Genomic DNA, 13,097 nt, shown 5'->3' with positions numbered 1-13,097 from the left:
AGGGGCAGGTTTGACTCATACAAGTCAAATCTGCCCCTGTTTGGAACTATCATTTCCCGACAGCCCCTCTCTTACTACATTTATAATTGCTTGGTAAAACAGATGATCCTGTTTACAGCTGAAAATCCGGATCTGACATGAAATGAAAAACCATCCGCATTGCTCAGTTCGCAATCACTGGCAAATTCTGTACATCCACAGTTTCTAGCCCATCTTTCGCACGCCTCCAGAAGTTCTGTTCCTATCCCTTCATTACGTCTTTCTTCCCGCACAAAAATTCCTTCCAGATAGCCAACCGGCGAAGTCTCTGTTCCTTCCACATAATCTGTGCGGAGACTGCACTGCGCAAACCCATTCGGAATATCTCCATCCCAATTCAGAAAAATCACACAACTCTTTTTGGAAATATACTCTTCCATCTCATCTTTCAACTCATCAATTGTGTGTTCCGGCCATAACTCAAATGCCAACTCTGCTATATCATATAGGTCACTTAATTCTGCTTGTTTTACCATTTTTATTTCCTCTTTAATCCTTTTAACCTTTCTTTATCTTCCCTGGTAACCCGATAGGATTCCCTAATTTTCTGAAGCGCTTTATTGTGGGTAAAAACATCCAGCGTTTCTTCCTTTAAAAAACGTTCTGTCTTCTCCGGGAACTTTACATAGCAGACAGAAACTGCCCATGCTACTGCCATTTTTACATAATACGCTTCTTTGTGAAGTGCTGAAAAATGTTCAAACAGATGATCGATATATCTTTCATTCACAAAATAATTGAGAAACGAAACTACCGCAAAACGAATCTCATATTCCTGATCACCGGAGACATATTTGCACAGATATTGATACCAGAATTCCTGATCCTCCGCCATGAAACGGTAAGTGGAACAGCAACTGTCACAAACTGCCCAATTATCAATCTTCGGCACAAACTTATCAAGCCATCTGCATCGTTCTTCCTTACTCATTTGCGCATATCCGATGATCATTCCCTGCAGCAGCAGTTCTTCATAATACTCCGGTGTCGCTTCCAGATAAGAATAGAAAGATTCCTTTGAAAGTCTTTTCGCAAATGCACGCAGTATTGGAATCCTCACTCCGATCATAGGTAAAATCTCTCCCGGAACAAGTGAACGATTAAACGCTCGATAAGCTTCATCCGCAAATGCGTGAAGTTCTTCTCGAATTGCCTCTGTCATAACATATTTTCCTTTCCTTCGACTGTTACTATATTACCATAGACAAACTTTTCACGCAATGGGAAAGTGTTTTATTGACCTCATTTTCAAAAGAGTGTAATATATTGTTTAGATCGTTTTATAAAGGAGACTTACATATGAGATTTAAAGGAAAGATTGCAGCCTGGTGGTACATATTTTTACTTTCAGGAAATGCTATTTGTATCTGGGTTATTTTTTCAAAACAGACCTTTTGGGGAATTCTGGGAGGCGCGATAGCCTGTATTATGTTTGATGTGTTATTCGTGCCGACAATTATAAATAATTATGTCGAACTGCGAAATTCTACACTTCAGATTGTTTTTGGACTATCCAGCCAGTCCATTCCTTATCGTGATATCTCTCTTATAGCAGAAAGCCGAAATCCGATGATGTCAACCGCTGCTTCTCTTGACAGACTATATATTATGTACGAAGGCGGAAACGTAATGGTGTCTGTTCGCGAAAAAGACGCTTTTATAAAAGAATTATTGCGTTATAACAACAAGATACAATATATAAAGAAATAAGATTCTCCGACTTATCCCAGAAGTATATTTCAATAGATATAAAGACAGGGCAGGATTTATCAAAATCCTGCCCCAATTCTATTTATCCATATTTAATATCTGACTATTTGTTGGAAAGATATTCGTGAATACCTTTTGCTCCTGCCTTACCAGCACCCATAGCAAGGATAACTGTTGCAGCACCTGTAACAGCATCTCCACCGGCATAAACGCCTTCTTTTGTTGTCTTACCAGTTTCTTCTTCTGCTACGATACATTTCCATTTATTTACTTCCAAACCTTCTGTTGTAGAAGAAATTAATGGGTTTGGTGATGTTCCAAGAGACATGATAACTGTATCTACATCAATCACAAACTCAGAACCGTCAACTTCTACCGGACGTCTTCTTCCGGATGCATCCGGCTCGCCGAGTTCCATCTTAACAACTTTCATACCACTTACATTACCATTCTCATCCACAAGGATTTCTTTTGGATTTGTAAGAAGATCAAAGATAATTCCTTCTTCTTTTGCATGATGAACTTCTTCCACTCTGGCCGGAAGCTCTTCTTCACTACGACGATATACAACATGAACTTCTGCTCCAAGACGAAGCGCTGTTCTTGCAGCATCCATAGCTACGTTACCGCCACCAACAACAGCAACTTTTGTTCCTGCTGCGATCGGAGTATCATAAGAATCATCAAATGCTTTCATTAAGTTACTTCTTGTCAGGTACTCATTTGCAGAGAATACGCCGTTTGCATTTTCTCCCGGAATACCCATGAATTTCGGAAGACCAGCTCCTGAGCCAATAAATACTGCCTCGAAACCTTCTTCTTCGATCAGCTGATCGATTGTTGTAGATTTACCGATAACAACGTTTGTCTCGAAAGTAACGCCTAATTCTTTAACTTTTTCAATTTCTTTTGCAACAACGTCAAGTTTCGGTAAACGGAATTCCGGAATACCATATACTAAAACGCCGCCCAGCTCATGAAGCGCTTCAAATACTGTTACTTCATAGCCTAATTTTGCAAGGTCACCGGCACATGTAAGACCAGCCGGACCGGAACCGATCACAGCAACTTTATGACCGTTTGTCTTCTCAGCTTTCTCCGGTTTGATATCATGCTCTAACGCGTAGTCAGCAACAAATCTTTCAAGTTTACCGATAGAGATCGGCTCACCTTTGATACCACGGATACATCTTCCTTCACACTGTGATTCCTGAGGACATACACGTCCGCAGATTGCAGGAAGTGCTGAAGATTTACCGATAATTTTATATGCTTCTTCGATATTTCCTTCTTTTACTTCATTAATAAATGCCGGAATGTTAATTGCTACAGGACAACCCTGAATACATTTCGCATTTTTACAGTTAATACATCTGCTTGCCTCTTCCATAGCTTCTTCTTTGTTATATCCAAGACAAACTTCATCAAAGTTCGTTGCACGAACCTTTGGATCCTGTTCTCTTACTGGTACTTTCTTTAATACGTCCATTACTCGTCACCTCCGCAATGACCACATCCGCCGTGATGTGTATCACCTTCCTGTAATTTCAGCATTGCTCTTCCTTCTGCTGTTTTATAAATCTGCTGTCTCTTCATAGCTTCGTCAAAGTTTACAAGATGTCCGTCGAACTCCGGTCCGTCTACACATGCAAATTTAATTTCTCCGCCAACAGAAAGACGACATGCACCACACATACCTGTTCCGTCTACCATAATCGGGTTCATACTTACAATCGTCGGAATCTCAAGTTTCTTTGTAAGCAGGCATACGAATTTCATCATGATCATCGGTCCGATTGCAACACATACATCATACTTGTTGCCTTCTTCAACTAATTTTTCGATCATGCTTGTTACCATACCATGATGTCCATATGTTCCATCATCTGTACAAATATAAAGGTTACCTGCAACCTCTTTCATCATATCTTCAAGGATTAACATATCCTTTGTCTTAGATCCAACAATAACATCTACTGCGATGCCATGCTCTTTCATCCATTTTACCTGTGGATAAACCGGAGCGGCACCAACACCACCTGCAACAAACAGGATTTTTTTCTGTCTTAAGGATTCCATATCTTCATGCACAAACTCAGATGCACATCCTAAAGGACCAGTGAAGTCTCTGAATGAGTCTCCTGCCTGTAATTTTGCCATTTTTTCAGTAGAAGCTCCAACAATCTGGAACACAATTGTAACAGTTCCTGCTTCTCTGTCATAATCACAAATTGTAAGTGGGATTCTTTCTCCCTTTTCGTCCATCTTTACGATAACGAACTGGCCAGGCTCGCAATGTTTTGCAACTCTTGGCGCTTCTACATCCATAAGAAAAATCTTATCTGCCAATGTTTCGGCTTTCAGTATTTTATACATCATAGTCCTCCTCTATTCTTAACTCTACTTATTATAATAAAACATAATTAAAAAAATATCAATCTAATTTTGTCATGTTTTGTGTTTTTCGTTTTTTTCAATAATTTTACTGCAAAATAAGCTCGTAATTCATCTTTTTTATCTCACTGAGACGTCCTTTCCCGTCCACCAGTACTGCACAAAAGATATGATTTCCTTCCGGCATATCAATCGGACCGGTGTATTTTGTTGATGCTGCCGTTGGAGTTTCAATTTCGCCATCCGCACTGCTGATCGTATAGTAAGCTGTATAACCGCTTGGCACCTGAATCGTTATCTGCATCTGGCGTTCATAATATCCCGTTGATGGCGAAACTGCCGGCGCATCTGCAACCGGATATTCTACTACATATGTTTTCGACACTACAATGCTTGGAACTCCTTCGTCATTCACAGAAATAGCGCTGATTGTTGTAGTTCCTTCCCCTATCTGTATGGGAGTTTCATACACCGCACTCGCAGTTGTCGGTTCTGTCCCATCCGTTGTATAATAAATCTTTTGCCCCTTAGATGTCAGGGAAAGTTCCTGCACTTCGTCATAGGTCTTCTCCTCTAAACTAAATTTCGGCTCATTGGAAACATACATATTCAGATCGTCTAAAACCCCATCGTCTTCACACTCATCCAAAAGCACCGGAATTTTACTAAGCTGATCTGTCTGCTGATAAAACTCAATACATCCTCTGTACAGCTCTACATTTCCAGGATACTTACTGATCGCTTTCAGATAATAATCTTCTGCTGTATCCGGTTCATTCTGTGCAATATAGACTTCCGCCAAACCATTATAGGCATCCGCTTTCGCGTCATCCTGTTTCATTGCCTGCTGAAACTTTTCTTCTGCCTGACGATAATCTTTCTGATTAAGATAGCGATTTCCGCCTCTGACAAGACCATAGTATGTATTTAAATAAATAAAATACCCAAGTGCACCGAGAATCACAACAACTCCAATGCCAATCAAAATCCGCATACGTTTCTTTGCTTTTTGCTTTTTACGTTTTAATTCATTCTCTCTCCTGCGCCTCGCACGTTCTTCCTGGTGCTTCCGCTCTCTTAGTTCAGACTGTCTGATACTCTCAGCTCTCTCTTTTCTCTGCTCATCCCGACGGAGCCGTTCTTTTTCTTCTCTGCGTTTCTCTGTCAGATGATGCTCTGTCTGATCTTCTGCATTTGGCAAAGGAATATTCATCGTATATGAAATCATCCCATTAGAATTCTTCAGATTCTCAATCGGTATTCTATTTCTTGTACGATTCGATGGTTCTTCCTCAAGCGCCCCTTTCACCTGAGCTGTTAATACGTCATCCAAAGGATTGTAGTCCGGAACAATCTGTACCTCCTGACCGCATTTTTCGCAGTAGAGATAACCTTCCGGGATTGCGGCACCACAATTCTTACATTTCATTTATACCATCCCCCAAATTAGTTTTCTTTTGTTGATTTACATTTCCGCTGTCGAAAGACAATTCTGTAAAAGCATTGTAATTGTCATCGGTCCTACGCCGCCGGGTACCGGAGTAATCGCTCCCACTTTTGAAAAAACATCTTCATAGTCTACATCGCCACAGAGTTTTCCATTTTCATCCCGATCCATCCCGACATCAATTACCACTGCGCCTTCTTTTACATATTCTTTTGTAATCATCTTAGCCTGTCCGACTGCTACGATCAGAATATCAGCCCGTTTTGTCACTTCAGCCAGATTCTCTGTCTTAGAGTGCGCAATCGTTACGGTGGCATTTTCCTGCAACATCAAAAGCGCCATTGGTTTACCGACAATATTGCTTCTTCCAACAATAACGCACTCTTTTCCTGCAATAGAAATGCCGGATCGTTTTAGCATTTCTACAATTCCCGCAGGCGTGCACGGTTTTGGCCCCGCCGCGCCAATGCAAAGATTACCGACATTATATGGATGGAAGCAGTCTACATCCTTTTTCGGAGAAATGCATTCCAACACGTTTTTTTCGCAAATGTGTTTTGGAAGCGGAAGCTGAACAAGAATTCCGCTAACCTTTGAATCCTGATTTAATTGTTTGATCAGTTCAAGCAATTCCTCTTCTGTCGTTGTTTCCGGCAAATGACGGATATCTGAGGTAATTCCTACAAATTCACATGCTTTTGCCTTATTTCTAACATAGACTGATGAGGCCGGATCATTTCCAACCTGTACAACAGTCAGACCAATTTCCACGCCCTTTTCTAAAAACGCGTGCATTTTTTCTTTCATTTCCATTTTCATGTCTGCTGAAATTTCTTTTCCACTAATGATCTTTGCCATATCGCTTCCTCCTGTCCGACAGCTATGTATTCGCAGCTACAGATACTCTTCCGCATATTGCTCAAATTGCTCCATTGACATAAGCACTTTGCGGGGCTTCGTACCTTCTTCCTCACCAACCACACCGGCTTCAGCTAACTGATCCATAATTCTGGCCGCTCGATTAAAGCCAATTTTGAATACACGCTGCAGCATACCGATAGACGCTTTATCTTTCTCGATAATAAATTTAGCCGCATCCATAAAATAGACATCTCTGTCATCTCCGGAACTGCCGGCGGCAACTGCATTACTTGTATTTACATGGTTAGTAATTTCTTCATTATAGGTTGGACTGCCATTCTCATTCACAAGATAATCTACAACAGCCTGTACTTCCTGATCTGATACAAATGATCCCTGAACACGCACAGGCTTCTGATAACCAGACGGATAAAAAAGCATATCACCTTTCCCAAGCAGTTTTTCTGCTCCGTTCATATCAATAATGGTTCTCGAATCCACACCGGACGATACAGAAAATGCAATTCTGGATGGCATATTTGCCTTAATCAATCCAGTAATAACATTCACTGACGGTCTTTGTGTTGCCAGCACCAGATGAATTCCGGCAGCTCGTGCAAGCTGTGCCAGACGGCAGATTGCCTCTTCTACTTCTCCCGGTGCAACCATCATTAAATCAGCCAGCTCATCTACGATAATTACAATTTGAGGCATTTTCTTTGGTTTTGCCGGATCGTCAATCTCTTTAATGGACTCCACTTTCGTATTATATCCGTTCAGATCACGCACATTATACTGTGCAAAAAGCTGGTAGCGTTTCTCCATCTCTATAACTGCCCAGTTCAAAGCTCCCGCCGCTTTCTTAGGATCTGTTACAACAGGAATCATCAAATGCGGAATACCATTATAGACACTTAACTCAACCACCTTTGGATCAATCATAATCAGTTTCACATCTGCCGAATCTGCTTTGTATAAAATACTCATAATCAACGTATTAATGCAGACAGACTTTCCTGAACCTGTGGCTCCTGCAATAAGAAGATGGGGCATTTTCTTAATATCTGCCACGACAACTTTACCTGCAATATCCCTTCCGACAGCAAATGCAATTTTTGAAGGATGGTTTTTAAACTCTTCTGATTCCAGAAGATCTCTCAACAGGACTGCCACATTTTCCTTATTCGGAACTTCAATTCCGACAGCTGCCTTGCCCGGAATCGGCGCTTCAATACGAATATCTGCCGCCGCAAGATTCAACTTAATATCATCTGCCAGACCGACGATCTTGCTGACCTTTACTCCTTGCTCCGGCTGGAGTTCATACCTGGTTACAGATGGTCCGCAGCTCACATTTGTTACATGGACATTCACTCCAAAATTCTGGAGTGTCTGCTGAAGTTTCATCGCAGTCTCCCGAAGGTGTGCATCCGAATCTCCGCCTCCGTTTTTGCCTTTCTTTAACAGCTTGTATGGCGGAGATACATAAACCTTTTTCGGTTCCTGTTCTTCTTTTCGTATCTTTTCATCCAGTGCCTTTGTCTCCTCAGCCACTTCACTTCTGCTTTCCTTCGTAGACCGTTTTCGATGCTCCGGCATCTCTGTTTGCGGCATTTCCGTTTGTGTCATCTCTGTCTGCGGCATCTCTGTCCGAGACACCTCCATTTGCGACATCTCAGCTATCTCGCTATTCGGAAGTTCTTCATTTGACATTTCGTTCGCTTCCGGAATGTTAAATTCCGTTGGCATTGCCCGGTTAATTACAAAGTCGGGAACTTCTGACTCCGGAGAAGGCGTAATTTCTTTCATCTCCGGCGTCTTTTTTACAAAATCTTCTTCATTCAATGTGGTTGCGAAAGAAACGCCTGATACAACTTTTCGATTCTTTCCGCCTTCATGTAATTCCTGACTTTTCTTTATTTCTGCCTGACGGGCGCGCTCTTCCCGTCTGGCTTCTTTTGCTTCCAGATTTTTTCTCCGCTGTTCCAGCTTTTCTTCCTGCTGGATCGCACGCTCTTCTCTTCGGATTACCGCTGTTTCCCGACGGCGTTTTGCATCCGCCTTAGCATTCGAATAAGCTCTGCGTCCCCCTTCTTTGACTCCTTTCAAAAAGGATCTTTCCGTAATTATGACGATACAAATAATAGAAAGAATGATTACGAATACAAACGTCCCCGCTACTCCGATCGCCGGACAGAACAATTTCGCAAAAACACCGCCAAGCAGCCCGCCGTCTGTCTTATACCGGCTTGCAATTGTATAGTATTCCATATATCCAACAGTTTTATCAAATCCTGACATCATTAACTGGATAAATGTACAGACAAGACATGTCAAAACGATCCCTGCCCCAATCTTCACATAGGCGGTTCCATTTCCCTTATTGGAAACGGCAAATGCAATTCCAATAAAAAATATGATAGGAACAATATAGGCAGTAACGCCAAAAAGACCAAACAAAACGCCGGACACCATATCTCCTATAAATCCACCCACGCCAAAATTACTCAGCATCATTAAAATACTGATGGCGATTGCTATTAAAATCACAATCTCATCCCGCAAAAATCCCTGCTGCGGCAGTTTCTTCTTAGACTGTGTTGTTTTTTTTGTACGAGAAGCCGGTTTCTTTTTTGTTCCTCCCCCGGAAGAAGCCGTCTTCTTTGATTTTGTTGTATTTGAAGCCATAAGCTTACCCCCTTATGTTGTATAAGCATACATACTAAATTATAGCATCAATACAAATCTCTGTCATTAGTTATTTTCGAGGTTTCTTTTTTTCGTCAATCAGCTCATAAAGCTTTTGCATTGCTTCATAAATTCCGCCAACTTGATTGATAATTCTTTCACGAACCGCTTCTTCCCCATCCAGCATGGTTCCCACGTCTTTTACAAGCTGCGTAGAATCCAGCATCAGCTTCTCCAGACGTTCGACTGAAATCCCCGAATGTTCCGAGATAAAACGTGTAATCCGATCCTGAGTTTTCTCCATATTCCGATAACTCTGGATCACACCAATCGTCATCCCGTTTGACCGCACCGGATGAATAATCATCGTTCCGCTTGGCACAATAAAAGAATAATCTGCCGCCACTGCCAGCGGACCTCCGATGGAATGGCACCCTCCAAGAACAAGAGAGACTGTCGGCTTACTCAAAGATGCGATCATCTCTGCGATGGCAAGTCCCGCTTCCACATCCCCTCCCATTGTATTAAGCAGGATCAGCACACCGTCAATCTGTGCATCATTTTCAATCTCAGCTAATTTGGGCAGCAGATGTTCATATTTTGTAGCCTTCGTGCTTCCCGACACCGCCTCATGTCCTTCGATTTCTCCAATGATTGTAAGAAGCTGAATATTAGGCTTTCCACTGCCGTTCTCTAACGGAATGCTTCCTACTTCTTTAATCTGCTCATCCTGCTCTTTTTGTTGTTCCAATACATCTTTTGACTGTTCTGTTTTATATTTGGACATACTAAAACCTCCACATCGCTTTTTCTTAGTATGTGGAGGTTTCCCTGCGTTATACGCTTAAACTTTATTCATTTTTAAATTGTACGGTCAAATCCATGTATCCAGTCTACTTTCAAGAAATAGATCAGGAAAATGATCGAACTCAATATCCAGGTAATCGGATATGCCCAGAATATCACTGCAATATTCGGAATTAATTTTGTAAAAATCGTAATATATGTCACACGGATGATGCACCAGCAAAGCATCATAACAAACATTGGCACGGTAGCCCGTCCCGCTCCCCGCATGATTCCGCCTACGCAGTGAGAAAATGCCAACAGACAATAAAAGAGTGACACAACTCTTGCCTGCTGTACTCCAAATGCAACTACAGCCGGATCGCTGTTAAATGCTGCAATAAAATATGGCGATGCCACATACACGATGATTCCGATCACTTCTGCAAGTGATGCCGAACAAAGAATTCCGAAACGCGCTCCCTTTTTCACACGCTCATACTCTCTTGCACCAAGATTCTGACTTACAAATGTTGACATCGACATAGCAAAGCATGTTACCGGAAGGAATCCGAATCCTTCCACTTTCATATAGGCCCCGCATCCTGCCATCGCAAGTTTTCCAAAAGAATTAATATTTGCCTGCACAATCACATTTGCAAATGAAATAATTGAATTTTGTATTCCGGATGGAATCCCGTTTGAAACAATCAGTCGCAGACATTCTTTATCAAACCGAATCTTCGATGGTACAATACGATAAGATTCCTTTACTCTGCAAAGCCGTATCAGACAAAGCACCGCACTGACAAACTGGGAAATGATTGTTGCAAGGGCTGCTGCACCGACGCCATATCCCAACACTCCAACAAACAGTAAGTCAAGCACAATATTGACTACCGATGAAATAATCAGATACATCAACGGGTGCTTGCTGTCTCCAATAGACTGCATGATACCGACAAATGTATTGTAAAGAACAAATGCCAGCGAACCACAAAAATATACTCGGAAATAAACAACGGAGTTCACAAGCACATCTTCCGGTGTTCCCATCAACACAAGAATCTGCGGCGCCAGTATTGTTCCGATCGCCGTCAGAAGTATTCCTGCAACAATTCCAAATGCTACCGCTGTATGTACTGCTTTTTCTACTTTTTCATTATTTCTGGCGCCAAAAAATCTGGCAATGACAACTCCGGCACCTAATGAAATTCCATTGAAAAAACCTACCATCAGGAAAATCAGACTTCCTGATGAACTAACTGCTGCTAACGCTTCACTTCCAAGAAAATTCCCAACAATCAGGGAATCTGCCGTATTATATAATTGCTGAAACAGATTCCCCAAAAACAGTGGAATTGCAAAATGAATGATTTTTCTGGAAATCGATCCCTCCGTCATCAATGTTGACTGTGAATCACTCATAATCTATTACCATCTCCATCCCTTTAATTAAGTAAATCCCTATTTATTCATCCCAGTTATGATATACTTCCTGAACATCGTCATCTTCTTCCAGAAGATCTAATGTCTTCTGAATATTCTTCAGATCGGTCTCATCTGTTAACTCTACATAAGTCTGCGGAATCATCGTCACTTCTGCCGCTGCCATCGGAATACCTGCTTCCTCTAATTTAAGACGTACATCACTGAATGCTTCCGGATCTGTAAGGATTTCGAAGCTGTCTTCTTCCTCAGCAAAATCATCTGCTCCGGCATCCAGCGCCAACATCATCAGTTCGTCGGCATCCATCTCAAAATCTTCTTTTGCAACGACAATCTGTCCCTTTTTGTCAAACATGAAAGACACGCATCCAGGTGTTCCGACATTTCCGCTTCCCTTTGTAAAAGCATTTCTTACATTGGACGCTGTACGATTCTTATTATCCGTCAATGCTTCTACAATGATCGCAGTACCGCTCGGTCCATAGCCTTCATATGTTACACGCTCATAATTGGCTGCGTTAGCATCTCCTGCTGCTTTCTTAATACTTCTTTCAATATTATCATTCGGCATATTATTCGCTTTTGCTTTCGCAATCACATCACGCAGACGACTATTATTATTCGGATCTGCTCCGCCGCCTTCTTTTACCGCAACAGCGATCTCACGTCCAATCTTTGTAAAAATCTTTCCTTTTGCAGCATCGTTTTTCTCTTTTTTATGTTTGATATTAGCAAACTTTGAATGTCCTGACATTTGTATTTCTCCTTTAAACTGTTTTTCTGAATGTTCTACATACTTTTTTATTTTAGCACTTTTTTTTCACTTTTACAATCACTACATTTTCACATGTAATTTTACATATTTTCGTGTATTTGCACAGTCTTTACTTTAGATTTTCACGATTTTTACTGTCTGAATCATATTATTATCTACTGACAGTATATGAAACCGATACCCTTCATAATCAACCGAAGATGATTCATCTTCTGCCGGTATCCGGTCTAACATATCAATCAGAAAACCATTTACTGTCCCATAATCGCTCTTTTCAAACGCAATTCCAAGAAGATTTTCTAAATCTTCCAGGTCAGCGCCTCCCTGTACAAGATAGCTTCCCTCTGACAGCTTCACAACTTCCTCTACATCTTCGTCATATTCGTCCTGGATATTTCCGACAATCTCTTCAATAATATCTTCCATCGTCACAATCCCGGATGTCTGCCCATACTCATCAATGACAACTGCCATATGGTTTTTTCTTGCTTTCATTTGTTTTAACAGCCGCTCGATATTTCTTGTTTCCGGAATGCATGCCACCGGTTTTAAACAATCTTTCAGCGCATGAAGCTCTACGGATCGATTCTGTTCTGACATATATGCTTTTAAAAGATCTCGAATATGTACAGAACCGATGATCTGATCGATTGTTTCCTGATATACCGGAAATCTGGAATATCTTCTTCCCATAATCTCCTGCATACATTCTTCCAGGGTACATGATGCATCCAGCGCACAAATATGCTTGCGGTGAGTCATCACATCTTTGGCATCCATATGTTTAAATAAAATAACATTTCGCATCATAGATGCTTCTTCCGGGACAAAAATACCTTCTGTTTGTCCTTCACTGATCCATTTTAAAAGCAGTTCTTCTCGTTCATCCTGGTCAATTTCTTCCGAAAATACTGAACGCATTTTTCTTAAAAGACGTTCTTCTTCCAT

General features: G+C 41.3%; 12 protein-coding genes. 1 reads left to right on the top strand and 11 read right to left on the bottom strand.

Annotated features, from left to right (window positions below; genetic code table 11):
• Nucleotides 1-80: 80 nt before the first annotated feature.
• Nucleotides 81-515: a GNAT family N-acetyltransferase gene (locus tag KFE17_02590; GenBank protein ID QUO32659.1), complete on the bottom strand. Its 435-nt coding sequence runs from the start codon at nt 513-515 to the stop codon at nt 81-83.
• A gap of 2 nt (nt 516-517) precedes the next feature.
• Nucleotides 518-1,201, bottom strand: a complete 684-nt coding sequence (locus KFE17_02585) for a DNA alkylation repair protein (GenBank protein ID QUO32658.1) — start codon at nt 1,199-1,201, stop codon at nt 518-520.
• Between the two features lie 137 nt (nt 1,202-1,338).
• Here KFE17_02585 and KFE17_02580 point away from each other — a divergent pair, with 137 nt between their 5' ends.
• The gene (locus KFE17_02580) at nt 1,339-1,749 is read left to right on the top strand and encodes a PH domain-containing protein (protein ID QUO32657.1); all 411 of its coding nucleotides are present in this window, start codon (nt 1,339-1,341) and stop codon (nt 1,747-1,749) included.
• A gap of 103 nt (nt 1,750-1,852) precedes the next feature.
• On the opposite strand, the gene gltA is transcribed toward KFE17_02580, so the two are convergent.
• The 9 genes from gltA to KFE17_02535 form a co-directional block, all read right to left on the bottom strand.
• Nucleotides 1,853-3,238 carry an NADPH-dependent glutamate synthase gene (gltA, locus tag KFE17_02575; GenBank protein QUO32656.1) on the bottom strand — a complete coding sequence of 462 codons (1,386 nt, stop codon included), beginning with the start codon at nt 3,236-3,238 and terminating at the stop codon, nt 1,853-1,855.
• Nucleotides 3,238-4,125, bottom strand: coding sequence for a sulfide/dihydroorotate dehydrogenase-like FAD/NAD-binding protein (locus KFE17_02570; protein QUO33596.1), 888 nt, complete (start codon nt 4,123-4,125; stop codon nt 3,238-3,240). The genes gltA and KFE17_02570 overlap by 1 nt, the downstream gene beginning before the upstream one ends.
• A gap of 106 nt (nt 4,126-4,231) precedes the next feature.
• Nucleotides 4,232-5,572, bottom strand: a complete 1,341-nt coding sequence (locus tag KFE17_02565) for a chitobiase/beta-hexosaminidase C-terminal domain-containing protein (GenBank protein QUO32655.1) — start codon at nt 5,570-5,572, stop codon at nt 4,232-4,234.
• A 36-nt stretch (nt 5,573-5,608) separates the two neighbouring features.
• Entirely contained in the window at nt 5,609-6,448 is an 840-nt protein-coding gene (gene folD, locus KFE17_02560) for a bifunctional methylenetetrahydrofolate dehydrogenase/methenyltetrahydrofolate cyclohydrolase FolD (GenBank protein ID QUO32654.1), read from the bottom strand.
• A gap of 36 nt (nt 6,449-6,484) precedes the next feature.
• Nucleotides 6,485-9,139, bottom strand: a complete 2,655-nt coding sequence (locus tag KFE17_02555) for a DNA translocase FtsK (GenBank protein QUO32653.1) — start codon at nt 9,137-9,139, stop codon at nt 6,485-6,487.
• A 70-nt stretch (nt 9,140-9,209) separates the two neighbouring features.
• Nucleotides 9,210-9,926: an ATP-dependent Clp protease proteolytic subunit gene (locus KFE17_02550; protein QUO32652.1), complete on the bottom strand. Its 717-nt coding sequence runs from the start codon at nt 9,924-9,926 to the stop codon at nt 9,210-9,212.
• A 74-nt stretch (nt 9,927-10,000) separates the two neighbouring features.
• A complete protein-coding gene (locus tag KFE17_02545) occupies nt 10,001-11,356 on the bottom strand; it encodes an MATE family efflux transporter (protein ID QUO33595.1) in 1,356 nt (451 codons plus the stop codon).
• A 40-nt stretch (nt 11,357-11,396) separates the two neighbouring features.
• The gene (locus KFE17_02540) at nt 11,397-12,128 is read right to left on the bottom strand and encodes a YebC/PmpR family DNA-binding transcriptional regulator (GenBank protein ID QUO32651.1); all 732 of its coding nucleotides are present in this window, start codon (nt 12,126-12,128) and stop codon (nt 11,397-11,399) included.
• Nucleotides 12,129-12,263: 135 nt separating this feature from the next.
• The gene (locus tag KFE17_02535; protein QUO32650.1) at nt 12,264-13,097 is read right to left on the bottom strand and encodes an HlyC/CorC family transporter; all 834 of its coding nucleotides are present in this window, start codon (nt 13,095-13,097) and stop codon (nt 12,264-12,266) included.

Origin of the sequence: Faecalicatena sp. Marseille-Q4148 (genome assembly GCA_018228665.1) — a bacterium.
Taxonomy (GTDB): domain Bacteria; phylum Bacillota; class Clostridia; order Lachnospirales; family Lachnospiraceae; genus UBA9414.
The sequence above is the reverse complement of the archived record's forward strand: the minus strand, read 5'-3'. Positions and strand labels throughout refer to the sequence as shown.

Coding starts and splice junctions, on each gene's coding strand:
- KFE17_02590 (QUO32659.1), bottom strand. CDS start 515: ATGGTAAAACAAGCAGAATTAAGTGACCTATATGATATAGCAGAGTTG.
- KFE17_02585 (QUO32658.1), bottom strand. CDS start 1,201: ATGACAGAGGCAATTCGAGAAGAACTTCACGCATTTGCGGATGAAGCT.
- KFE17_02580 (QUO32657.1), top strand. CDS start 1,339: ATGAGATTTAAAGGAAAGATTGCAGCCTGGTGGTACATATTTTTACTT.
- gltA (QUO32656.1), bottom strand. CDS start 3,238: ATGGACGTATTAAAGAAAGTACCAGTAAGAGAACAGGATCCAAAGGTT.
- KFE17_02570 (QUO33596.1), bottom strand. CDS start 4,125: ATGTATAAAATACTGAAAGCCGAAACATTGGCAGATAAGATTTTTCTT.
- KFE17_02565 (QUO32655.1), bottom strand. CDS start 5,572: ATGAAATGTAAGAATTGTGGTGCCGCAATCCCGGAAGGTTATCTCTAC.
- folD (QUO32654.1), bottom strand. CDS start 6,448: ATGGCAAAGATCATTAGTGGAAAAGAAATTTCAGCAGACATGAAAATG.
- KFE17_02555 (QUO32653.1), bottom strand. CDS start 9,139: ATGGCTTCAAATACAACAAAATCAAAGAAGACGGCTTCTTCCGGGGGA.
- KFE17_02550 (QUO32652.1), bottom strand. CDS start 9,926: ATGTCCAAATATAAAACAGAACAGTCAAAAGATGTATTGGAACAACAA.
- KFE17_02540 (QUO32651.1), bottom strand. CDS start 12,128: ATGTCAGGACATTCAAAGTTTGCTAATATCAAACATAAAAAAGAGAAA.
- KFE17_02535 (QUO32650.1), bottom strand. CDS start 13,097: ATGGAAGAAGAACGTCTTTTAAGAAAAATGCGTTCAGTATTTTCGGAA.